Annotated in this window: 20 protein-coding genes; 16 read left to right on the top strand and 4 right to left on the bottom strand. The window is 70.7% G+C overall.

Annotated features, from left to right (window positions below; genetic code table 11):
• Nucleotides 1–44: 44 nt before the first annotated feature.
• Complete coding sequence (gene xylA, locus BIV04_RS14635; RefSeq protein ID WP_043593145.1) at nt 45–1,235, bottom strand: xylose isomerase; 1,191 nt, start codon at nt 1,233–1,235, stop codon at nt 45–47.
• A 229-nt stretch (nt 1,236–1,464) separates the two neighbouring features.
• On the opposite strand from xylA, the gene BIV04_RS14630 reads away from it, so the two are divergent.
• The 7 genes from BIV04_RS14630 to BIV04_RS14600 all read left to right on the top strand — a co-directional run bounded on the left by BIV04_RS14630 (nt 1,465) and on the right by BIV04_RS14600 (nt 10,039).
• Nucleotides 1,465–2,481 carry a LacI family DNA-binding transcriptional regulator gene (locus BIV04_RS14630; RefSeq protein ID WP_071257151.1) on the top strand — a complete coding sequence of 339 codons (1,017 nt, stop codon included), beginning with the start codon at nt 1,465–1,467 and terminating at the stop codon, nt 2,479–2,481.
• A 134-nt stretch (nt 2,482–2,615) separates the two neighbouring features.
• A complete protein-coding gene (locus BIV04_RS14625) occupies nt 2,616–3,911 on the top strand; it encodes an ABC transporter substrate-binding protein (RefSeq protein ID WP_071257149.1) in 1,296 nt (431 codons plus the stop codon).
• 2 nt (nt 3,912–3,913) lie between these two features.
• Nucleotides 3,914–4,912, top strand: coding sequence for a carbohydrate ABC transporter permease (locus BIV04_RS14620; RefSeq protein ID WP_071257147.1), 999 nt, complete (start codon nt 3,914–3,916; stop codon nt 4,910–4,912).
• Nucleotides 4,912–5,826: a carbohydrate ABC transporter permease gene (locus BIV04_RS14615; protein WP_071257146.1), complete on the top strand. Its 915-nt coding sequence runs from the start codon at nt 4,912–4,914 to the stop codon at nt 5,824–5,826. Before BIV04_RS14620 ends, BIV04_RS14615 begins: the two co-directional genes overlap by 1 nt.
• 25 nt (nt 5,827–5,851) lie before the next feature.
• Nucleotides 5,852–8,134: an alpha-xylosidase gene (gene yicI, locus BIV04_RS14610; protein WP_071257145.1), complete on the top strand. Its 2,283-nt coding sequence runs from the start codon at nt 5,852–5,854 to the stop codon at nt 8,132–8,134.
• A 146-nt stretch (nt 8,135–8,280) separates the two neighbouring features.
• Nucleotides 8,281–8,721, top strand: a complete 441-nt coding sequence (locus BIV04_RS14605; protein WP_071257144.1) for a DUF4190 domain-containing protein — start codon at nt 8,281–8,283, stop codon at nt 8,719–8,721.
• Nucleotides 8,722–8,803: 82 nt separating this feature from the next.
• A complete protein-coding gene (locus BIV04_RS14600; RefSeq protein ID WP_083396510.1) occupies nt 8,804–10,039 on the top strand; it encodes an ROK family protein in 1,236 nt (411 codons plus the stop codon).
• Between the two features lie 131 nt (nt 10,040–10,170).
• On the opposite strand, the gene BIV04_RS14595 is transcribed toward BIV04_RS14600, so the two are convergent.
• Together BIV04_RS14595 and BIV04_RS14590 are read right to left on the bottom strand one after the other, a co-directional pair.
• The gene (locus BIV04_RS14595; RefSeq protein WP_071257142.1) at nt 10,171–10,893 is read right to left on the bottom strand and encodes a metal-dependent transcriptional regulator; all 723 of its coding nucleotides are present in this window, start codon (nt 10,891–10,893) and stop codon (nt 10,171–10,173) included.
• An 89-nt stretch (nt 10,894–10,982) separates the two neighbouring features.
• Nucleotides 10,983–12,461: a xylulokinase gene (locus BIV04_RS14590; protein WP_071257140.1), complete on the bottom strand. Its 1,479-nt coding sequence runs from the start codon at nt 12,459–12,461 to the stop codon at nt 10,983–10,985.
• A gap of 166 nt (nt 12,462–12,627) precedes the next feature.
• Between BIV04_RS14590 and BIV04_RS14585 the strand changes: the two genes are divergently transcribed.
• The 4 genes from BIV04_RS14585 (at nt 12,628) to BIV04_RS14570 (ending at nt 15,941) form a co-directional block, all read left to right on the top strand.
• A complete protein-coding gene (locus BIV04_RS14585) occupies nt 12,628–13,914 on the top strand; it encodes an adenylosuccinate synthase (protein WP_054146206.1) in 1,287 nt (428 codons plus the stop codon).
• 64 nt (nt 13,915–13,978) lie between these two features.
• Complete coding sequence (locus BIV04_RS14580) at nt 13,979–14,404, top strand: organic hydroperoxide resistance protein (protein WP_054146207.1); 426 nt, start codon at nt 13,979–13,981, stop codon at nt 14,402–14,404.
• 119 nt (nt 14,405–14,523) lie between these two features.
• On the top strand, nt 14,524–14,883 hold the full coding sequence (locus tag BIV04_RS14575; RefSeq protein WP_082452693.1) for a chorismate mutase: 360 nt from the start codon (nt 14,524–14,526) through the stop codon (nt 14,881–14,883).
• Complete coding sequence (locus tag BIV04_RS14570) at nt 14,880–15,941, top strand: beta-propeller fold lactonase family protein (RefSeq protein ID WP_071257139.1); 1,062 nt, start codon at nt 14,880–14,882, stop codon at nt 15,939–15,941. The genes BIV04_RS14575 and BIV04_RS14570 overlap by 4 nt, the downstream gene beginning before the upstream one ends.
• 98 nt (nt 15,942–16,039) lie before the next feature.
• Here the strand turns inward: BIV04_RS14570 and BIV04_RS14565 are convergent, their stop codons facing one another.
• Entirely contained in the window at nt 16,040–16,606 is a 567-nt protein-coding gene (locus BIV04_RS14565; RefSeq protein ID WP_071257137.1) for a TetR/AcrR family transcriptional regulator, read from the bottom strand.
• Between the two features lie 148 nt (nt 16,607–16,754).
• Here BIV04_RS14565 and BIV04_RS14560 point away from each other — a divergent pair, with 148 nt between their 5' ends.
• The 5 genes from BIV04_RS14560 to BIV04_RS14540 all read left to right on the top strand — a co-directional run bounded on the left by BIV04_RS14560 (nt 16,755) and on the right by BIV04_RS14540 (nt 22,442).
• Nucleotides 16,755–18,299 (top strand): MFS transporter, encoded by a 1,545-nt coding sequence (locus BIV04_RS14560; protein WP_071257136.1) that lies wholly within the window; start codon nt 16,755–16,757, stop codon nt 18,297–18,299.
• A 116-nt stretch (nt 18,300–18,415) separates the two neighbouring features.
• Nucleotides 18,416–19,501 carry a 3-isopropylmalate dehydrogenase gene (locus BIV04_RS14555; protein ID WP_071257135.1) on the top strand — a complete coding sequence of 362 codons (1,086 nt, stop codon included), beginning with the start codon at nt 18,416–18,418 and terminating at the stop codon, nt 19,499–19,501.
• An 8-nt stretch (nt 19,502–19,509) separates the two neighbouring features.
• Nucleotides 19,510–20,643, top strand: coding sequence for a branched-chain amino acid aminotransferase (locus BIV04_RS14550; RefSeq protein ID WP_071257134.1), 1,134 nt, complete (start codon nt 19,510–19,512; stop codon nt 20,641–20,643).
• A complete protein-coding gene (locus BIV04_RS14545) occupies nt 20,640–21,410 on the top strand; it encodes a fumarylacetoacetate hydrolase family protein (RefSeq protein ID WP_054146214.1) in 771 nt (256 codons plus the stop codon). Before BIV04_RS14550 ends, BIV04_RS14545 begins: the two co-directional genes overlap by 4 nt.
• 9 nt (nt 21,411–21,419) lie before the next feature.
• The gene (locus BIV04_RS14540) at nt 21,420–22,442 is read left to right on the top strand and encodes a YeiH family protein (protein WP_071257132.1); all 1,023 of its coding nucleotides are present in this window, start codon (nt 21,420–21,422) and stop codon (nt 22,440–22,442) included.
• Nucleotides 22,443–22,786 lie beyond the last annotated feature (344 nt).

The following is a 22,786-nucleotide window of genomic DNA, read 5'->3' as shown; positions in this document are numbered from 1 at the left end:
CCGGACGTGAGCGGCGAGTCGTGACCGTTCGGCAGGTGGGTCGTCTAGCGAGCGCCCATCAGGTGCTCGAGGGCGAGCTGCTGCAGGCGCACGAAGCCGTAGCCGTGTCCGCCGAAGTGGGCGTCGGCGTCGAAGTCCTCGTAGGAGGCGCGGTCGGCGAGCAGCTGTTCGTAGCCTTCGCCGTCGGCGAGGGTGTTCACCGAGAGTTCGGCGACCTGGCTGGCGACCAGGGCCTCCTGCACCTCGGGGTCGGCGCGGAAGGCCTGCGCGCGCTCCTTGAGGAGCAGGTACATGCGCATGTTGGCGGCCGCGGACTCCCACACGCCGTCGATCGTCTCGGTGCGCGAGGGCTTGTAGTCGAAGTGACGCGGGCCGTCGTAGGTCGGTCCGCCCTGGGGCGAACCGTGCTCGAGCAGGTCGACGAGCGAGAAGGCGTTCTGGAGGTCGCCGTGGCCGAACACGAGGTCCTGGTCGTACTTGATGCCGCGCTGACCGTTGAGGTCGATGTGGAAGAGCTTGCCCTGGTACAGCGCCTGGGCGATGCCGGCCGTGAAGTTCAGCCCGGCCATCTGCTCGTGGCCGACCTCGGGGTTCACGCCGGCCATCTCGGGGTGCTCGAGCGTCTCGATGAACGCGATCGCGTGACCGAGGGTCGGCAGCAGGATGTCGCCGCGGGGCTCGTTGGGCTTGGGCTCGATCGCGAAGCGCAGGTCGTAGCCCTTGTCGAGCACGTACTGCGAGAGCATGTCGACACCCTCTTTGTAGCGCGAGAGGGCGGCCTGCACGTCCTTGGCGCTGTCGTACTCGGCACCCTCACGGCCACCCCACATGACGAAGGTCTTCGCGCCGAGCTCGGCGGCGAGGTCGATGTTGCGCAACACCTTGCGCAGGGCGAAGCGACGGACGCCGCGGTCGTTCGACGTGAAGCCGCCGTCCTTGAAGACGGGTGCGCTGAAGAGGTTCGTGGTGACCATGGGCACGACGATGCCGGTCGCGTCGAGCGCGCCCTTGAGGCGGTCGATCTGCTTCTGCCGTTCGGCGTCGGTCGAGCCGAAGGCGAACAGGTCGTCGTCGTGGAAGGTCAGTCCGTAGGCGCCGAGGCGGTCGAGGTTCTCGACGGCCTCGACCACGTCGAGCTGGGGGCGGGTCGGGCCGCCGAAGGGGTCCGAGCCGTTGTAGCCGATCGTCCAGAGGCCGAACGAGAACTTGTCTTCGCGGGTGGGGGTGGTGGACATCGGTGTCCCTTCCAGGGTCGAGCGGTCGATCGCGTCGGGCGGTCCCGCCTCGACGCGAATGTTGTGAGCCTCAACATATCCCTTCCCCGGGCAGTACGGAAGGGGCGGAGGTCATTTGTCGCGGGGTCCCACAAAAGACTTGCGCGCCGCGCCGCGGCTGTCGTAGTGTCTCGACCCGCGGCAGTCGAAGCGCTTCCGCACCAGTTCGACAACCGACAGCGAGGTCATCATGACGACGATCCACGACGTGGCCCAGGCCGCCGGTGTGTCGATCTCGACGGTCTCGTACGCCCTGTCGGGCAAGCGGTCGATCGCGGCGTCGACCCGGCAGCGGGTCACCGACGCCGTCGAGCGTCTCGGCTACCGGCCGCATGCCGGAGCCCGCATGCTGGCCGGTGCCCGGACCAACATCCTGGCGCTCAGCGCGCCGATCCGGCCCGACAACCATCAGCCCACCCAGATGCGGTTCGTCACCGCCGTCGTCGAGGCGGCTCGTCGTCGCGACTACGACGTGCTGCTGCTCGCCACCGACGACGAGGTGTCCGGCATCCGTCGCGTGGCCTCGAGCTCGCTCGTCGACGGCGTCGTCGCGATCGGCGTGGCGACCGTCGACGAACGCGTCGACCTCGTCCGCGAGCTCGACCTGCCGGCCGGCTTCATCGGCATCCCGCAGGGCGTCGACGACCTCGCCTGCATCGACCTCGACTTCGCCGCCGCGGCCGCCGAGAGCGTCGACCGTCTGGCCGACGTGGGGCACCGATCGATCGGCGTCATCGGCCACCCGGCTTCGTACAGCGAGCGTGACACCGGCTTCATCCGTCGCTTCGACGACGCCTTCGCCACCCGTGCCGAGGGCCGCGGCGTCGAGACGCTGACCGTGGCGGCGGACCTCGGGCGGGCGTCGGCCGTCCGGGCATTCGACGACCTCCGCGAGAAGCTGCCGGGCATGACCGCGCTCGTCCTGCACTGCAGCGAGCCCACCGCCGAGGCCGTCCTCCAGCGCGTACGGCGTCTCGGTCTCGAGATACCCCGCGACCTCTCGGTGCTGGCGGCCTGTGCCAGCTACCCCGCCGACGAGTTCGAGCCGGCCCTCGACACCATCCCGCTGCCGATCGACGAGATGTGCTCACGGGCGGTCGAGGCCGCCTTCGAGCGGATCGAAGGCCGTCTCGACACGGGCGTCGAGTTGATCGCGCCCACCTACCTGGCGAAGGGCTCGGTCTCCGGGCCGAACCGCGCCTCCTGAACCCCACCGACCGCACCACCGCACCACCGCACCATCCGCACCACCGTCATCCGACGCTCAGATCACATCGCTCCGCGTCGATCGTCGAAACGCTTCGACGATCGACGCGGGGCCTCTACGAGGAAGTAGACACCATGAAGAAACGACGCATCGTCGCCGTCGGGACGGCCCTCGCGGCCACCGCGGCCCTGCTGACCGGCTGCTCGGCCGGCAGCGGAGGGTCCTCCGACCCCAACGTGTTGAAGCTCTGGCACTTCGAGAGCGAGACCAGCGCGATGGGCATCGCCTGGGACCAGGCCATCAAGACCTTCGAAGAAGAGACCGGCGCGAAGGTCGAGTTCGAGGAGAAGAGCTTCGAGCAGATCCGCTCGACCGCCAGCCAGGTCCTCAACTCGAACGAGGCGCCCGACATCCTCGAGTACAACAAGGGCAACGCGACGGCGGGCCTGCTCGCGAGCCAGGGGCTCCTCGCCGACCTGGACGACGCCGTCGACGAGTACGGCTGGGACGACGACCTCGCCCCGTCGATCGCCACGACCTCGAAGTACGACGAGAGAGGCGTCATGGGGTCGGGCAGCTGGTACGGCATCCCGAACTACGGCGAGTACGTCGAGGTGTTCTACAACAAGGACGCCTTCGCCGAGCAGGGCATCGCCGTGCCCACGACCTACGACGAGTTCGAGACGGCCCTGCAGACCTTCACCGACGCGGGCATCACGCCGCTCGCCGAGGCCGGCGGCGAGTACCCGCTCGGCCAGCTCTTCTACCAGCTGGCCCTCTCCAAGGCCGACCGCTCGTTCGTCGACGACTACCAGCTCTACGAGGGCGACGTCGACTGGCAGGGCCCCGAGCTGAGCTACGCCGCCAACAAGCTGAAGGAGTACGTCGACAACGGGTGGATCTCGAAGGACGTCACCGGCATCAAGGCCGAGGACATGGGCACCACGTTCATGAGCGGCGGGGCGCCGATCATGGTCTCGGGAAGCTGGTGGGCCGGTCGCGTCGCCGACGAGGCCACCTTCGACTGGGGCACGTTCCTCTTCCCCGGCAGCGAGATGGCACCGGGTTCGGGCGGCAACCTCTGGGTCGTCCCCGAGAACGCGGCCAACAAGGACCTCGCGTACGAGTTCATCGACATCACGATGCGCCCCGAGATCCAGAACCTGATCGGCAACAACGGTGGCGTGCCGGTGAAGGCCGACCCCGCCGACATCACCGACCCGAAGAGCCAGGAGCTGATCGCCAACTTCAACACCCTGCTCGACCGCGACGGCCTGGCGTTCTACCCGGACTGGCCCACGCCGACCTTCTACGACCAGCTGGTCGCGGGCACGCAAGAGCTCGTCAACGGCACGGCCACACCGGACGAGATGCTGACCACCCTGGGCGACCAGTACCAGAGCGGCGTCGACGACATCACCGGGAAGTAGCCGTGACCTCCCTCGACACCCGCCCCGGTGCCGGGGAGGCGCGCCCCCGTCGGGAGGGTCGACGCACGTCGTCGGCCCTCCCGCCGGAGGAGAGCCTCCTCCCCGGAGCCCGCCGCGCGGGCTTCTGGCTGTACCTGATCCCGGGCTTCGTCCTGTTCACCGTCGTGATCCTGGTCCCGCTGATCTGGAACGTCTACCTCAGCTTCACCGACTACCGCGGCATCCGTCCGCCGACCTGGGCCGGGCTCGACAACTGGCGGGAGCTGATGAGCGACGACCGGTTCTGGACGTCCTTCCTCAACAGCGTCTTCCTCATCATCGCGATGGTGGTCGTCCCCACGGTGCTGGGCCTGCTGCTCGCGGCGATGCTCTTCGACCTCATCGGCCGCAAGTTCGGCGGCCGTTTCGCGTCGTTCCTGCGGGCGACCTACTACCTGCCGCAGATCCTGCCCGTGGCGATCGCCGCGATCGTCATCGGCTGGATACTCCGACCAGAGAACGGTGCGCTGAACACCGTGCTCGACGCGGTGGGGCTGGGCGCCCTGCAGCACAACTGGCTCGGAAGTCCCGACACCGCCCTGCTCAGCATCATGGTGGTGATGGTCTGGGTGCAGCTCGGCTATCCCGTCGTCATCTTCATGGCCGCGCTGCAACGGGTCGACCCCGAGCTCTACGAGGCGGCCGAACTCGACGGTGCCGGCTGGTTCCAGCGGTTCCGGGCGATCACGGTGAGCATCATCCGACCCGAGATCTTCGTCGTCGTGCTGACCTGCACGATCGCCGCGCTCAAGGTGTTCGGGCCGATCTACGCCCTGACCCGCGGCGGCCCCGGCGACTCGACCATCGTGCCGAGCTACTACGCCTACAGCGAGTTCTTCCAGAGTCAGCAGGTCGGCTACGGCGCGACCATCGCGACGGCGCTGACGCTCGTCATCGTCGTCATCACGATCTTCTTCATCCGGGCACAGAACCGGGTCGAACGAGCAGAGAGGGAACGTTGATGGCCACGACCGTCGTGCCGCCGGTGAAAGACGACCGCATCCGTCCCGCGGTGCCCAGCCCGCGCCTCCCGAAGGCGAACAGACGGGGGCGCAAGAAGACGGCCACCGACTGGCTCATCCTCGTCGCGGCGATCGCCTTCGGCGTGCTGATCGCCCTGCCGTTCCTGTTGATCCTCGTCAACTCGTTCAAGTCGCCCGCCGACTACACGACCGGAGGGCCGCTCAGCCTGCCGACGTCGCTGTACTTCGACGGCCTCGTCGACTTCTGGAACCGCGTCGAGTTCCCCGCCAAGCTCTGGAACAGCTTCGTGATCGCCGGGCTGGTCGCCCTGTTCGCCGTGGTCATCTCGGTGTTCAACGCCTACGCGCTCGGCATCGGGCGGGTCCGCGGCCGCACCTGGATCATCGTGCTGTTCCTGCTGGCCAACATGCTGCCCCAAGAGGCTCTGCTCTACCCGCTGTACTTCATGTTCAAGCAGGTGGGCCTCTACGACAACATCTGGGCGGTCATCATCATCTTCACGGTGATCCAGAGCGCCTTCGGCACCTACCTGCTCTCGAGCGTCTACGGCACGTTCCCGAAAGAGGTGCTCGAGGCGGCGTCGCTCGACGGGGCGAGTCGGTGGCAGATCCTCTGGCGGGTCATCGTGCCGATCAGTCGGCCGACCCTGTCGGTGCTCGCGATCTTCTTCTTCATCTGGACGTGGAACGAGTTCCTCATCCCGCTCACCTTCCTGGTGTCGAACGGCAACCAGACGGTTCCCGTCGCCATCACCGCCCTGCAGGGCGACCGGCTGATGGACGTCACCACGACGAGCGCGTCGGCCCTGCTCGGGTTGATCCCCACGCTCGTCTTCTTCCTGATCTTCCAGCGCACCCTGACCCGCGGCATCACGGCCGGCGCGGTCAAGTGACGCGTTCCACCCCGAAAGGCTCCACATGAAGTTCACCGACGGTTTCTGGCAGATCCGCCCGGGGGTCGAGTCCCTCTTCGCCCAGGAGGTCCACGACGTCGAGGCCCGGGCGGACGGACGCTCGATCGAGGTCACCGCGCCCACCAAGGTGATCGCCTCGCGAGGCGACACCCTCAACCGCCCGACGCTCACCGTCGCGTTGAGCTCGCCGATGGAGGGCGTCATCGCCGTCGACGTCACGCACTTCGCCGGTGGTCGCGACGAGATCGGGTTCGACCTGGTGGGTTCCGAGGGCGGCCCGGCCGGAGTGGGGGTCGTCGAGACGAGCGAAGGAGGCGCGACCCTGACCTCGGGACGCCTCACCGCCACGGTCGGTCGCGGTGCGCCGTTCGACCTGACTTTCCGCGACGGCGAGACCGTGCTCACCCGCTCGGGCCACAAGTCGGTCGGCTACCACCGGGTCGCCGCCGACGCCCAGGTCGACGGGGCGATGCTCGGCAACGCCCGGGCCGGCACCGGGCGCGTCCTCGCTCCGAGCTACGTCTCTCAGCAGCTCTCGCTCGGTGTCGGCGAGCTCGTCTACGGCCTCGGCGAGCGGTTCGGCCCGTTGGTCAAGAACGGCCAGACGGTCGACGTCTGGAACGCCGACGGCGGCACCTCGAGCGAGCAGGCCTACAAGAACGTGCCGTTCTACGTGACGAACCGCGGGTACGGCGTCCTCGTCGACCACCCGGGCCACGTGTCGTACGAGATCGGCTCCGAGTCGGTCGAGCGGGTGCAGTTCTCGGTGGCGGGCGAGACCCTGCGCTACCTGGTGATCGCCGGCCCGACCCCGGCCGACGTGCTCGACCGCTACACGCGCCTGACCGGTCGACCGGCCCACGTGCCGGCCTGGTCGTACGGCCTGTGGCTGTCGACGTCGTTCACGACCGACTACGACGAGGCGACGGTGACGGGCTTCGTCGACGAGATGGCCCGCCGCGACATGCCGATCAGCGTGTTCCACTTCGACTGCTTCTGGATGCGCGAGTTCCGATGGTGTGACTTCGAGTGGGACCCTCGCGTCTTCCCCGACCCCGAGGGCATGCTCGCCCGGCTGCACGACCGGGACCTGCGCGTCTGCGTCTGGATCAATCCCTACATCGGGCAGCGCTCGACGCTGTTCCGCGAGGCGGCCGACGCCGGGTACCTCGTGAAGAACCCCGACGGCAGCGTCTGGCAGTGGGATCTCTGGCAGGCGGGCATGGGGCTGGTCGACTTCACGAACCCCGAGGCGACGGCCTGGTTCCAGGGCCACCTACGTCGGCTGCAGGCCCAGGGCGTCGACGCGTTCAAGACCGACTTCGGCGAGCGAATTCCCACCGACGTCGTCTGGCACGACGGCTCCGACCCCGAGCGCATGCACAACTGGTACACGCAGCTCTACAACCAGGCGGTCTTCGAGGTGCTCGAGGAGGTACGCGGCGAGGGTGACGCGGTCGTCTTCGCCCGTTCGGCGACGACGGGCGGTCAGGCGCTTCCCGTGCACTGGGGTGGCGACTCGACGTCGACCTTCGAGTCGATGGCCGAGACCCTCCGCGGCGGACTGTCCCTGGCCATGAGCGGCTTCTCGTTCTGGAGCCACGACATCGGCGGCTTCGAGGGGACCCCCGACGCCGAGGTCTACAAGCGGTGGACGGCCTTCGGCCTGCTGTCGAGCCACAGCCGGTTCCACGGCAGCTCGTCGTACCGGGTGCCGTGGGCGTTCGACGACGAGGCGGTCGAGGTCACCCGGCGCTTCACGAAGCTGAAGCTGTCGCTCATGCCCTACCTGTACGCCGCCGGGCTCGAGTCGTCGCGCTCGGGGCTGCCGGTCATGCGTCCGATGGCCCTGGCCTTCCCCGACGACCGAGGCGCCGCCCACGTGGACACGCAGTACCTGCTCGGCGACGACCTGCTCGTCGCGCCGGTCTTCTCGGCCGACGGCACCGTCGAGGTCTACCTGCCGGCCGGACGCTGGACGAACTGGTTCACCGGTGAGGTCGTCGACGCGGGCTCCGGCACCTGGCGCACCGAACGGCACGACGTGCTGAGCCTGCCGCTCTACGTGCGCGAGGGGGCGGTGATCCCGGTCGGCGCGCGGGACGACCGCCCCGACCACGACTACCTCGACGGTCTCGTGCTCAAGGTGTTCCCCGGGGGCGACGGCAGCCGCTCGCTCACGGTGACGACGCCCACGGGTGAGTCCGCCGACTTCGTCGTCACGCGGTCAGGAGGCGCGGTGTCGGTCGAGACCGCCGCCACCGGCTGGCGCGTCGACGAGGTCTGAGTCCCGCGGTCGACGGGTGGCACGTGTGCCGCCCGTCGCCCGGGAGGGGCCGGCCGCCCAGGTTCATCCGCTCAGGGGTCGTGGTGCCACCTCCCAGGCGACAGACTGGGCGCGACCAGCCCGTACTCGATCAGCACGGAGACGACATGTCCGACCCTCACGAGCCCCGCCCGCAGGACGGGCACCCGCCGCAACCGTGGCCGCAGAGCCCCCCGCCGCAGCAGCAGTACCAGGCGCCGCAGCACTACCAGCAGCAACCGCCGTTCCCCGTCCAGCAGTACCAGCAGCCCTCGCAGGTGTGGGTGACGCAGTACGCGCAGCCGAGTCCCCCGCGCGGTCTCAGCGTCGCCAGCATGGTGATCGGCCTCGTGTCGATCTTCTTCGGATTCACCTTCCTGGTCCCGCTCGTCGGTCTCGTCCTCGGGATCGTCGGGCTGAAGAAGGAACCGGCCGGGCGGGGCATGGCGGTCGCCGGCCTGATCCTCAACGGTCTGTTCGTCGTCGGGTGGCTGCTGCTGATCGTCTTCGTCTTCGGTGTGGGTTTCCTCGGGCTCGCCGGCGCGGGAGTGAGCGGCACCGTCTCCTGACCGTGAGGACGCGGCGGCGTCCGTCCGGGGCCCCGGCCGCTCGGCCGGTCGAGGTAGCCTCGACGAACGAGGGGGCGACGACGTGACGGCACGAGACGTGACACGACAGCAGGGCGGCGGCGAGACCGAGGCGGCACCCGATCTCGGTGCTCGGTTCGACCGGGTCCGGCGCGACAACCTCGCGACGGTGCTCGGCATCGTCCACACCGACGGGGCCACGTCGCGGTCGGGCCTGACCCAGGCGACCGGCCTCAACCGCTCGACGATCGCCGCGCTCGTGGGCGAACTCGTCGACCTGGGGCTCGTCGTCGAGACCGACCCGGTCGGCACCAACCGGGTCGGGCGTCCCAGCCCGGTCGTCGCGCCGAGCCCCCGTGTCGTCGCCGTCGCGGTCAACCCCGAGATCGACGCGGTCACGGTCGGGGTGGTCGGGCTCGACGGCGTCGTGCAGCACCGCGTCCGCCGCGAGACCGACGGCGTGCCCAGCGCGCCCCAGGCCGCGGCGCTCGCCGCCGAGGTGATCGCCGAGCTGCGGACCACCGCGCTGTCTCCCGACGTGCGGGTGCTCGGGGTGGGTCTCGCGGTGCCCGGCCTGGTCGGCTCCGACGGGGGAGTGGTGCGCCTCGCCCCGCACCTCGGCTGGATCGACGAGCCGTTCGCCGCGGTCGTCGCGTCGGCGACCGGTCTGCCGACCCGCGCCGCCAACGACGCGTCGCTCGGTGCGGTCGCCGAGGGGCGCTTCGGAGCCGGGCGGGGCGTCGACGACCTCGTGTTCCTGAACGGCGGTGCGAGTGGCGTCGGCGGGGGAGTCCTGATCGGTGGCAGCCCGGTGACCGGCGTCGGCGGTTTCGCCGGAGAGATCGGGCACACCCTCGTGAACTCGGTCGGCCAGCTCTGCCACTGCGGCGCCGTAGGCTGCCTCGAGACCGAGGTCGGGCAGGCCCGCCTGCTCGCCGTCACGGGGCTCGACCGCGGTCAGGCCGACCAGCTCGACGCGGCGCTCGCCGGTGCCGAGCCCGGTTCGTCCGTGGCCGTCGAGGTCCGGCGCCAGATCGACTTCCTGGCCGTCGCCCTGCGGGGCGTCGTCAACTCGTTCAACCCGGAGCTGATCGTGCTCGGCGGCTTCCTCGGTTCGCTGCACGCGGCCGACCCCGGCCGGCTCGCCGATCGGGTCCGCAGCCAGTCGTTGCCCGGTGCCCGCGACGACGTCCGCGTCGCCCGCGCCGCGCTGGGAGTCGACCGGCTCACGATCGGCGCCGCAGAACTGGTCTTCGCCGAGGTGCTGGCCGACCCGGCGTCCGTGACCCGCGCCTCCTGATGTCGTCCTCGTGGCGTTCGACCCGCCACGAAGTAAACAACCCGCCACGCAATCGGGTGGCGGGTTGTTTACCTCGTGGCGGGCAGGCGGGCAGGCGGGCAGGCAGGCGGGGTCGACCGCCGCCCTGTGCCTCAGGCGTGCGTGTGCGGCTCGGAGTTCGCCCACACCGACGCCGCGGCGACGCCGGCCAGTTCGACGCTGCCGACCGCCTGGTCGTGTGCATCCGTCAGCACGACGTGCAGCGAGCCGGCGTAGTCGCGGCGCTCGCCGACGCGGACGTGCGCGCCGACCCGCAGGTCGAGCGAGCTGAGGTAGCGCAGCAGCTCGGGTTCGTCGTCCGAGACGCGGACGACGAAGCCGCACTCGCCCTCGACGAAGTCGCCCAGCGGGTGGGCGGGAGGCCGCACGACCGTGCCGTCGGCCGCGGGGATCGGGTCGCCGTGCGGGTCGGCCGTGGGGTGCCCGAGCTCGAGGTCGAACCGGTCGAGCAATCGATCGCTGACCGCGTGTTCGAGCACCTCGGCCTCGTCGTGCACCTCGTCCCAGCCGTAGCCCAGGCGTTCGACCAGGTACGTCTCGATCAGGCGGTGGCGACGCACCATCGACACGGCGATCGCCCGGCCCTGGTCGCTCAGCGCGATGCGCCGGTAGGGCTCGTAGTCGAGGTAGCCGTCGCGGTCGAGCTTGCGCAGGTTGCCCGAGACGGTCGAGGCGCTGACGCCGAGCGTGGCGGCGATCTCGTTGGTCGAGATGCCGGAGTCGCTGCCGGCCTCGGCCCACTCCTCGGCCTTCCAGATGACCTTGAGGTAGTCCTCGGCCATGGTCGTGCGCGTGCTGGCCGGGTCGCTGGGCATGGTCCGATCCTAGGTGGCGTCACCCGCGCCTCCCCTGTCGTCCGCGCCCCGCGCCCCGCGCCGCGAGCCGTGAGCCGCGAGCACCGGCGTCACGGCCGCGGCAGCGACCCCAGCCGCTGCGCGGCCCGGTAGCGCTCGCCGACGGCGGGTCGCAGGTCGGCCTCGAAGGAGGCGCTGGTCGCCGGAGCCCAGGACGGTCGCGTCCCCGACAGGGCCCAGCCCGCCTGCCGTGCCGCACCGTCGGCGACGTACTCGCCCGGCTCGGGCACGACCACGGGCAGGTCGAACACCTGCCGCGCGACGTCCTGTACGGCCGGGTTCAGGGCCGCCCCGCCGATGAGCAGGACCCGCGTCGCCTCGACACCCTGTCGACGGACCGCGGCGGCACCGTCGGACAGCGCCGACAGCATGCCCTCGACGGCGGCGCGGGCCAGGTTCTCGCGGGTCGAGCTCGCCAGGGTCAGGCCCGAGAGCGTGGCCGTGGCGTCGGGCAGGTCGGGGGTGCGTTCGCCCTCGAAGTAGGGCACGAGCGTGACGCCACCGGCGCCCGGCTCGGCCGCGAGGGCCAAGCGGGCCAGTTCGTCGTGGTCGACGCCGAGCAGCCCGCCGATCGACGACAGCACCCGGGCCGCGTTCAGCGTGGCGATCAGCGGCAGGTAGCCGCCCGCGGCGTCGGCGAAGCCGGCCACCGTGCCGCTGGGGTCGGTCACGGGCCGGTCGGTGACGGCGAAGGCCGTGCCGCTGGTGCCGATGCTGATGACGAGGTCGCCGACCGTGGCGTCGAGGCCGAGGGCTGCGCCGGCGTTGTCGCCCGCGCCGGCACCGACCACGATGCCGGCGGGCACCGGGCCGTCCGTGATCGTCGTCCCGGCCGCCTGGTCGGCGTGCAGCACCCGCGGCAACACGATGCGTTCGTCGTCGCCCGCGGGGGAGCCGGTGGCCTCGCGTGCCCCGCGACCGAAGGCGTGCTCGAACAGGTCGAGGTCGTACGCCTCGCCGGCGGGGCTCCAGTACGAGGTGCCGCTGGCGTCCGAGCGGTCGGTGACCAGGGCGTCGAGGTCGGGCCCGAGCGGGCTCTCGTCGGCAGGGCCGTGACCGAGGAGGCGCCAGGTGAGCCAGTCGTGCGGCAAGGCCACCGCGGCCACTCGCGCCGCGTTCTCGGGCTCGGCGTCGCGCAGCCAGCGCAGCTTGGTCGCGGTGAAGGACGCGACGGGGACGGAGCCCGTGCGTCGGGCCCACTGCTCGGCCCCGAGTTCGTCGATCAGGTCGCGGGCTGCCGGGGCGCTGCGGGTGTCGTTCCAGAGCAGGGCGTCGCGCACGACGCGCCCGCCGGCGTCGAGGGCGACGAGGCCGTGCTGCTGACCGGCGACCGAGAGCGCGGCGACGTCGTCGAGGCCGCCGGCGTCCGCGATCGCCGCGAGCAGCGCCTCCCACCAGGCGGACGGAGGCACCTCGGTGCCCTCGGGGTGTCCGGCCGACCCCTGCCGGACGAGTTCGCCCGTCGAGAGATCACGGACGACGACTTTGCAACTCTGGGTCGATGAGTCGACCCCGGCGACGAGACTCATGGGCACAGTTTGTCGTACGTGACCACAAATGGCCACCGGGGGTGGCTCTCGGGTCGCGCGCCGCGCCTCCTCGGCGGGTCCGGTCGCCTCCGGGCGGCCCGGACGAGCCTGTCGGTAGACTCAAGTGCACCTCACCCGGTGCGTTCCCCGACATGAGGAGAAACCCATGCCAGCAGTGGTGATCATCGGAGCCCAGTGGGGCGACGAGGGCAAGGGCAAGGCCACCGACCTGTTGTCGAGCCGCATCGACTACGTCGTCAAGTTCAACGGCGGCAACAACGCCGGCCACACCGTGGTGATCGGCGACCAGAAGTACGCGCTGCACCTGCTGCCCTCGGGCATCCTCTCGCCGGGCGTCACGCCCGTCATCGGCAACGGCGTCGTCGTCGACATCGAGGTGCTCTTCGACGAGCTCGACGCGCTCATCGCGCGGGGCATCGACGTCTCCCGGCTGCGGGTCAGCGCGAACGCGCACGTCATCACGCACTACCACCGCACCCTCGACAAGGTGACAGAGCGCTTCCTCGGCAAGCGCCAAATCGGCACCACCGGTCGCGGCATCGGCCCGACCTACGCCGACAAGATCAACCGCGTCGGCATCCGCGTGCAGGACATCTTCGACGAGGGCATCCTGCGGCAGAAGGTCGAGGCGGCCCTCGACCAGAAGAACCACCTGCTCGTCAAGATCTACAACCGGCGTGCGATCGAGGTCGACGAGGTCGTCGAGTCGCTGCTCTCGTACGCCGAGCGGCTCAAGCCGATGGTCGCCGACACGGCGCTCGAGATCCACCAGGCGCTCGAGGCCGGCAAGACCGTCCTCTTCGAGGCGGGCCAGGCGACGATGCTCGACGTCGACCACGGCACCTATCCGTTCGTCACGTCCTCGTCCGCGACCGCGGGCGGCGCCTCGACCGGCTCGGGAATCGGGCCCGGCCGCATCGAACGCGTCATCGGCATCGTCAAGGCGTACACGACGCGCGTCGGAGCCGGCCCGTTCCCGACCGAGCTCTTCGATGCCTCGGGCGAGTTCCTGCGGGCCAACGGCTTCGAGTTCGGCACGACCACCGGCCGCCCGCGCCGCTGCGGCTGGTACGACGCCCCGATTGCCCGCTACACCGCGCGCATCAACGGCGTCACCGACTTCGTGTTGACGAAGCTCGACGTGCTCACCGGCCTCGAGACGATCCCGGTGTGCGTCGCCTACGACGTCGACGGCGTCCGCCACGACGAGGTCCCCGTCTCGCAGAGCGACTTCCACCACGCGACGCCGATCTACGAAGAGTTCCCCGGCTGGACCGAAGACATCACCGGTGCCCGCAGCTTCGACGACCTGCCGAAGGCCGCGCAGGACTACGTGCTCGCCGTCGAGGCGATGAGCGGCGCCCGCATCTCGGCGATCGGCGTCGGCCCGGGCCGCGACGCCATCGTCCAGCGTCACGACCTGCTCGGCTGAGCCGCGCTACCACACTCACCCACCACCGAGCCAACTCCCAGAATCTAGGTATGGTCTTCTCCTCATGACACTCGACATCGCCTACACCGCCATCGCCCACGCCACCGGCGGGGGTCGCGACGGCCACGTCCGCAGCGAAGACGACCGACTCGACTTCGACACGCGTCCCCCCAAAGAACTCGGTGGCTCCGGCGAGGGCACCAATCCCGAGCAGCTGTTCGCCGCGGGCTTCGCCGCCTGCTTCCTCAGCGCCATGCACGGTGCCGGCAAGAAGCTCGGCGTCGACACGAAGGGCGCCGAGGTTTCGGCGAGCGTCGGCATCGGCGGCAACGGCGAGGGCGGGTTCGGCCTCGCCGTCGAGCTCGACATCTACACGCCGAACGTCGAGCCCGAGCGTCGTCAAGAGCTCGCTGACGCGGCCCACCACGTGTGCCCGTACTCGAACGCCACGCGCGGCAACGTCGAGGTCACCCTCACGTTGGTCGACTGACCCGGCCCGGGCCGACCCGGCCGTGAAGGAGGCGCGTCCTGCGAGAGCGGGACGCGCCTCCTTCGTCCGTGGCGGTCCGTCGCTGGTCCCGTCGCCGGGCGCGCCGATAGGGTCGGTGCATGGCACTCGACAGTCCTCTCGGGGCGGACAGCCCCCTCAGCTCAGCCGACCAGGGCGCGATCGACGAGCTCGCGGGCATCCGCCAGAGCATCGACAACATCGACGCCGCCCTCGTCCACATGCTCGCCGAGCGGTTCAAGTACACGCAGTCCGTCGGCCTGCTCAAGGCGGCGGCGGGCATGCCGGCGAGCGACCCCGAGCGTGAGCGCGTGCAGATCCAGCGCCTGCGCCGCCTGGCCGAAGAGGCCCGCCTCGACCCGGCCTTCGCCGAGTCCTTCCTGAACTTCATCGTCGCCGAGGTGATCCACCACCACGAGCGCATCGCCGCGGGCGACGACCCGACGGCGGGCCGCGCGTGAGCGACCCCGACCCGTCCGCCCCGCAGCGTCTCTACGTCGGTTCGTACACCGCGGTCAGCGGTGGCCACGGCGTCGGCATCACCGTCCTCGAGCGGTCGCGGGCCGACGGCCGCTGGCAGGCCGGGCAGGTCGTCGAGGCCGACGACCCGTCGTTCCTGGTCGTCACCGAGGGGGCGTTGCACGCCGTCGCCGAGACGAACGAGGGCCGCGTGCTGTCGTACACGATCGCGGCGGGCCGCCTGGTCGAGGCCGGCGTCGCCGCGTCCGGCGGTGCCTCGCCCTGCCACATCGCGCACGACCCGGCCTCCAACGCCCTGCTCGTCGCGAACTACGTCGGCGGCACCTTCGGGGTGCTGAGCTCCGAGGCCACCGACCCCGCGCGCGTGACGGCGACCGTCGCGCTCCCGTCGGGTTCCGGCCCGGTCGCCGATCGCCAGGGCGGGCCGCACGCCCACCAGATCGTCGCCACGCCGTGGGGCACGCACCTGGTCAGCGACCTCGGCACCGACCGGCTGATCGAGGTCGCCGTCGACGTCGTCACGCTCGAGCCGTCGATCGTCGCCGTCCACCCCATGCCTCCCGGTTCGGGTCCGCGACACCTCGCCTGGCTCGGGGACGACCTGCTCGTCGTGGGCGAGCTCGACGCCCGTCTGTACGTCGTCCGCCGCCAGGGTGACGAACTCGTCATCCCGTACTCGGTGGCGGTCGTCGAGGGCGAGCCGAACGAGCGGGGCGACCTCCCGTCGCACCTGGCCGTGCACGGCTCGCGGGTCTACGTCGCCACGCGCGGCCGCGACACGATCAGCGTGCTCGAGACCTCGGTCGACGCCGAGGGCGGCTCCGACCGCGGCGAGCCCTCACGGCTCCGCCTGGTCGGGCAGGTTCCCTGCGGCGGCGACTGGCCACGGCACTTCGCCATCGCCGACGGTCTGCTCTACTGCGCCAACCAGGGCTCCGACACGGTCTCGGTGCTGCCGCTCGACGAGACGACCGGTCTGCCCGGCGCCCCCGTCGACCTGTTCACGCTCGGCAGCCCCGCCTGCATCGTCGCCGTCTGATCGCCGAGACCCCGAGAAGTCGCCGAGACCCCTCCGCGCGCGCAGGGGTCTCGGCGGTTTCCCGGGGTCCGGCCGGCCGGGACCGCAGGAGGCGCGGGTCAGCTGCGCGGCACGAGCCGCTGCAGCACGGCGATGACGTCGTCGATCGACGTGTCGTGGCGCGGGTCACCGCCCGAGTCCACCGGCGAGAACGGCCGAGGCGTGAAGTAGAGCCCGTCCGACACGAGTGACACGACCCGGGCGACCGCGGGGTCGCCGACGGCGTCGAGGACGACCTGGTGCCAGCGCGACTGCATGGCGGTCAGGGCCTCGAGGGCGCGGGGGTGGCGCCCGCTGGACGCCAGGTTCGAGACGGCGGTGATGCAGCGGTCGAGCGGGTCGTCGGCGGGGATGGCAGCGGGCGACGACGTGCGGACGAAGTAGTCCACGACGCCCTCGGGCGCACTGGTCATCGCGGCGACGTCGTCGTCGAGCAGTGCGGTGAGCCGGTCGACGAGGCCGTCGACCAGCGCCTCGCGGGTGGGGAAGTGGTAGAGCAGTCCGCCCTTCGAGACGCCGGCGGCAGCGGCGACGGCGTCGAAGGTCGCGGCGCGTTCGCCGTCGTCGACGACGAGCGTCTCGAACGTGTCGAGCATCGATTCCCGGGCTGACGGTCGAGGACTCATTCTGTTACTGTACCGTCTGGACGGTGTAACTGTACCGTCCGGACGGTCAGGGCCCGCGCCTCCTGCCCTCGTCGGATCGCCGACGGGCGGTGCCTGCCCCACAGCACAGGCCGTCCACCCACCGCCCCACCGACCGCGAGAGAGCACCATGACCCGCCCCGCCACCGTGACCACCACGACCCCGACCGGCGTTCCGCTCCGTGCCGGGCGACGACAGTGGGCCGCGCTGGTCGTGCTCATGCTGCCCGTGCTGCTCGTCTCGGTCGACAACACGGTGCTGAGCTTCGCGCTGCCCGAGATCTCGACCGCACTGCAGCCGAGCGCCGCGGGCCAGCTCTGGATCGTCGACGTCTATTCGCTCGTCCTCGCCGGCCTGCTCGTGGCCATGGGCTCGATGGGCGACCGGTTCGGCCGGCGCAAGCTGCTGTTCATCGGGGCGAGCGGGTTCGCCGTGGTCTCGGTGCTCGCGGCGTTCTCGACGAGTGCCGAGCAGCTGATCACGGCCCGGGCCGTTCTGGGCTTCTTCGGCGCGATGATCATGCCGGCGACCCTCTCGCTGCTGCGCAGCACGTTCCTCGACCGCGAGCAGCGTCGGCTCGCCATCGCCGTCTGGGCCTCGGGCTTCGCCGCCGGGTCGGCCCTGGGGCCGATCGTCGGCGGTGTGCTGCTCGAGCACTTCGCCTGGGGCTCGGTGTTCCTCGTCGCCGTGCCCGTGCTCGTCCCCCTGCTGATCGCGGGCCCCCTGCTGCTCACGGAGAGCCGCGACCCCGCCCCGGGGCCCGCCGACCCGTTCTCGGTGCTGTTGTCCCTCGCGGCGATGGCCCCGGTCGTCGCGGCGATCAAGCTGCTCGCGACCGACGGCTTCGTCTGGCCCGTCGCCGCCCTGGCCGTGGTCGGCGTGGGCTCGGGCTGGCTCTTCGTCCGGCGCCAGCTCAGTCGACCGAGGCCGCTGCTCGACGTGCGGCTCTTCACGAACCCGGTGTTCGCCGGCTCCGTCATGGTCAACCTGCTCGCCGTCGTGGCGCTCGTGGCCTTCCTGTTCTTCACGACCCAACATCTGCAGCTCGTCGCCGGGCTGCGACCGCTGCAGGCGGCGATGACGCTGGTGCCCGGTCTCGTGGTGATGATCCTGGCCGGCCTCGGTGTCGTACGGGTCGTCCGGTGGCTGCGCCCGCGCACCATCGTCGCGATCGGCCTCGCCTCCGCCGCTCTCGCCTACGCGGCGGTCTTCGCCACCGGTGCCGGGGCCCCGGTGGTCGTGTTCGTCGTGGCCTTCGCCTTCGTGGGCCTGGGCGTCGGTGCCGCCGAGACGATCTCGAACGACCTGATCATCGCGGCCGTGCCCGCGAACCGGGCTGGGGCCGCCTCGGCGGTGTCCGAGACCGCGTACGAGGTCGGCGCCGTGCTCGGCACCGCCGTGCTCGGCAGCATGCTCACGGCCATCTACCGGGGTGCGCTCGTCGTCCCCGCCGACGTCCCCGCCGAGGCCGGCGAGGCCGCTCGCGAGACCCTGGGAGGCGCGGTGGCGGTCTCCGACGGGCTGCCCGACTCGCTCGCGGGGCCCCTGCTGCACGCCGCCACCGACGCCTTCGACCAGGGTCTCGTCGTCACGGCCGGGGTCGGAGCACTGGTGATGGTCGCCGCGGTGGTGGTCGCCCTCACGACCCTGCGCCGCGCCTCCTCGGCCGACTGAGGCCCGGGCCGTGCCGGGCCACCCCGGCACGGGTGGACCGACCCGGTCGCCCGGCCCGCGCGGCCCTCCTGCCCACGGGTAAAGTGTGGCGAGCCCCCCGAGACGCCAGGAGAACCATGCCCCGCACCGTCAGACTCGCCGCCATCCCCGGAGACGGCATCGGCCCCGAGGTCGTCGCCGAGGCGCTCAAGGTGCTCGAGGTCGCGGCGGGCGACGACGCGACGTTCGAGGTCACGACGTTCTCGCTGGGCGCGGGGCGCTACCTCGAGACGGGCGACATCCTCACCGACGACGACCTGTCCGCCGTCGCCTCGCACGACGCGATCCTGCTCGGCGCGGTGGGCGGCGACCCCCGCGACCCCCGGCTGGCCGGGGGCATCATCGAGCGCGGCCTGCTGCTGAAGCTGCGCTTCGCCCTCGACCACTACGTCAACCTCCGGCCGACCAAGGTGTACCCCGGTGTCGCCTCGCCACTCTCGGCGCCCGGTGAGGTCGACTTCGTCGTCGTCCGCGAGGGCACCGAGGGCCCCTACGTCGGCAACGGAGGCACGCTGCGGCAGGGCACGCCGCACGAGATCGCGAACGAGGTCAGCGTCAACACGGCCTACGGCGTCGAGCGCGTGGTGCGCTTCGCCTTCGAGAAGGCCCGCAGCCGCCGTGGTCGCCTGACCCTGGTGCACAAGACGAACGTGCTCGTCTTCTCGGGCAGCCTCTGGCAGCGCACCGTCGACGCGGTCGCCGCCGAGTACCCCGACGTCGCGGTCGACTACCAGCACGTCGACGCGGCCACCATCCACCTCGTGGTCGACCCGTCCCGCTTCGACGTCATCGTCACCGACAACCTGTTCGGCGACATCCTCACCGACCTCGCCGGCGCGATCAGCGGCGGAATCGGGCTCGCGGCCTCGGGCAACCTCAACCCGGACGGCGCCTTCCCGAGCATGTTCGAGCCCGTGCACGGTTCGGCTCCCGACATCGCGGGTCAGCAGAAGGCCGACCCGACGGCGGCGATCCTCTCCGTCGCGCTCCTGCTCGACCACCTCGGCCTGTCCGACGCGGCCGCCCGGGTCACCCGCGCGGTCGACGCCGACATCGCCGACCGCGCCTCGCGCGACGTGTCCGTCCCTGCCCGCCGCACCGCCGAGATCGGCACGGCGATCGCCGACCGCGTGCGCACCCTGTCCCCGTCTGCCTCCGCCTGAAGGGCATCATGACCACCACCGACAACGTCTCCGCCCCGACCGACGACTCGGCCGACTTCCCGCTGCAGTTCGAGCTGACTCCGTCCGAGACGGCTCGCGACGACGCCGAACGCGAGACGATCCTCAGCGACCCCGGCTTCGGCAAGCACTTCACCGACCACATGGTGACCATCGAGTGGACCCTCGCCGACGGCTGGCACGCGGCGTCCGTGCACCCGTACGGCCCTCTCCAGCTCGATCCGTCGGCGTCGGTGCTGCACTACGCGCAAGAGATCTTCGAGGGCATGAAGGCCTACCGGCACGCCGACGGCTCGGTCTGGTCGTTCCGCCCGGACGCCAACGGTCGTCGCCTGCAGCGCTCGGCCCGCCGGCTGGCCCTGCCCGAGCTCAGCACGGACGACTTCGTCGAGTCCGTCCGCCAGCTCGTGCGGGCCGACCTGGGGTGGGTGCCGTCGGCCCCCGAGACGAGCCTCTACCTGCGACCGTTCATGATCGCCACCGAGGCGTTCCTGGGGGTCCGGGCCGCGCACGAGGTGTCGTACCACGTCATCGCGAGCCCGGCCGGCGCCTACTTCAGCGGCGGCGTCTCTCCCGTCTCGATCTGGCTGACCACGAACTACGCCCGCGCCGGCAAGGGCGGCACGGGTGCGGCCAAGACCGGCGGCAACTACGCGTCGTCACTGCTGCCGCAGCAGGAGGCCTACGAGAACGGCTGCCAGCAGGTGCTGTTCCTCGACTCGTCCGAGAGCAACTACGTCGAAGAGCTCGGCGGCATGAACGTGGTGCTCGTCAAGAAGGACGGCACCCTCGTGACGCCCGACAGCGACTCGATCCTCGAGGGCATCACGCGCGACTCGATCCTCGAGTTGGCCGAGGCCCGGGGGCACCGCGTCGAACGACGTCGCGTGACCATCGACGAATGGCGTGACGGCGTCGAGTCGGGCGACATCGTCGAGGTCTTCGCCTGCGGTACGGCCGCGGTCGTCGTCCCCATCGCCGAGCTCAAGGGCGAGGGCATCCACATCGGGTCGCCCGCCGCGTCCGGCGGCGAACTGACCATGTCGCTGCGCGACGAGCTGACCGACATCCAGTACGGCCGCCGTCCCGACGTCCACGGCTGGATGACTAGGCTCGACGCGTGAAGATCGCCCGTTTCGCCACGCCCGGAGAAGACCCCCGCTACGGCATCGTCGACGAGCGCGAGCTCATCGTCCTCGCCGGCGACCCGATGTACAGCGGGTACGAGACGACCGGTGAGCGGGTGTCCCTGCGTCAGGCCAAGTTGCTCGCGCCGGTGATCCCGCGCTCCAAGATCGTGGGGGTCGGCCTGAACTACCAGGACCACGCCGACGAGCTCGGCCAGTCCGCGCCCGAGGCGCCCGTCCTGTTCCTCAAGCCCAACACGACGGTCATCGGCTTCGGCGACTCGATCCAGCTGCCGCCCGACGTCGGCCGGGTCGACTTCGAGGGTGAGCTCGCCATCGTCATCGGCTCGATCGCCAAGCGCGTCAAGGCCGAGGACTACCAAGACGTCGTCTTCGGCTACACCGTGGCCAACGATGTCACGGCCCGCGACGTGCAGAACGCCGACGGCCAGTGGACCCGCGCCAAGGGCTACGACACCTTCCTGCCGCTCGGGCCCTACATCGAGAACGAGTTCGACTGGGCGGACGCCACCATCGAGACCCGGGTCGACGGCGAGGTCATGCAGCGCGAGTCGACGATGCAGATGATCCACAAGATCCCCGAGCTCATCGAGTACGTCACCGACGTGTTCACCCTGCTGCCCGGCGACGTCATCCTGACCGGAACGCCTGCGGGCATCGGTCCGTTCACGTCGGGCCAGACCGTCGAGGTCGCGATCTCGGGCCTCGGCTCGCTGATCAACCCCGCCAAGAACCGGGTCTAGGCCCGTCCGGTGAGCCCCGCCGCCGTCGACGCGCCCTTCCGTGCGCGTCCGGTGCCGGGGCTCGTCGTCGCCGGGGCCGCCTACGGGCTGGCTTGGGGCCTGCACCTCGTGCTGCCGGCGGTGCCCGTCCTGACGTGGTGCGTCATGCTCGGCATCGCCGTCGCTCAGGTCCGGCCCCTCCGACCGGTGCTCGACGGCGTCTGCAAGCCCGGACTCACGCTCGCCTCCAAGCGGTTGTTGCGCATCGGCGTCGTGTTGCTCGGCCTCCAGCTCAGCCTGGTCGACGTCGCCGGCCTCGGGTGGGTGACGGTCGTCGTGGTGGTCGCGATCCTCGTGCTCACCTTCGGCGTCACCTACCTGCTCGGCCGGTGGGCCCGTCTTCCCGGTGACCAGCCCCTTCTGCTGGCGGCCGGATTCTCGATCTGCGGGGCGTCGGCCATCGGTGGGATGAGTGCCGTGACCCGGGATCGCGGCAAGGACGCGGCGACCCCCGTCGCCCTGGTCACGCTGTTCGGCACCCTCGCGATCGCCGTCCTGCCCCTGGTGGGTGGGTGGGTCGGTCTGACTCACCTCGAGTTCGGAGCCTGGGTGGGAGCGAGCGTGCACGACGTGGGGCAGGTCGTCGCCACGGCGCAGACCGCCGGAGCCGCCGCCCTCGCGATCGCGGTGATCGTCAAGCTCACGCGGGTGTTGATGCTCGCCCCGATCGTGGCGATCACCTCGACGATCGTCCGTCGGCAGGACGCCGGCGCCGGCGCCGGCGCCCGACCGCCGATCGTGCCCTTGTTCGTCGTCGGATTCGCCGTGGCGGTCGTCATCCGCACGGTGGTCCCGGTTCCGGAGGCGCTGCTCACGACCGCGGGAACGGTCCAGTCGGTCCTGCTCGGGCTCGCGCTCGTCGGCCTGGGGTCGGGGATCCGACTCGAGCGCCTCGTCCGCACCGGTGGTCGCGCCGTCCTCGTGGGCCTGATGTCGTGGATCACCATCGCCTCGGTGTCTCTCGGCGCTGTGCTCGTGCTGCCCTTGGGCTGAAGGGCCCGTACCTCCGCGATGCGTAGCGCGACACGCCCGGGATGCATGGAGGGTTGGCCAGAATCGCCAGGACATGGCTACAGTTGCTTCTTGTCACCCCAAAGGTGCGGCGGAGCGGAGCTCCTCCAACCCTCAAGCGGGATCAACTTCCAAGTCCTCGAGATGCTTCACAGCCTCGGACCAAGTGAGTTGCGAACACTGAACAAGGTGATGTAGAGTTACGGCTCGTTCCGCAAGGGACTTCGGCACGGATTCGGCATCGTCAGTCAGTGCAATCAGGTAACAGAACTGCCCAGGGCGAAGGTCTTCTAAGACTGGGTCCCAGGTGCGTTTGGTCCTTGAGA

It is taken from the genome of Frigoribacterium sp. MCBA15_019, from assembly GCF_001864945.1.
GTDB lineage: Bacteria > Actinomycetota > Actinomycetes > Actinomycetales > Microbacteriaceae > Frigoribacterium.
This window is presented reverse-complemented; position numbering and strand designations above follow the sequence as displayed.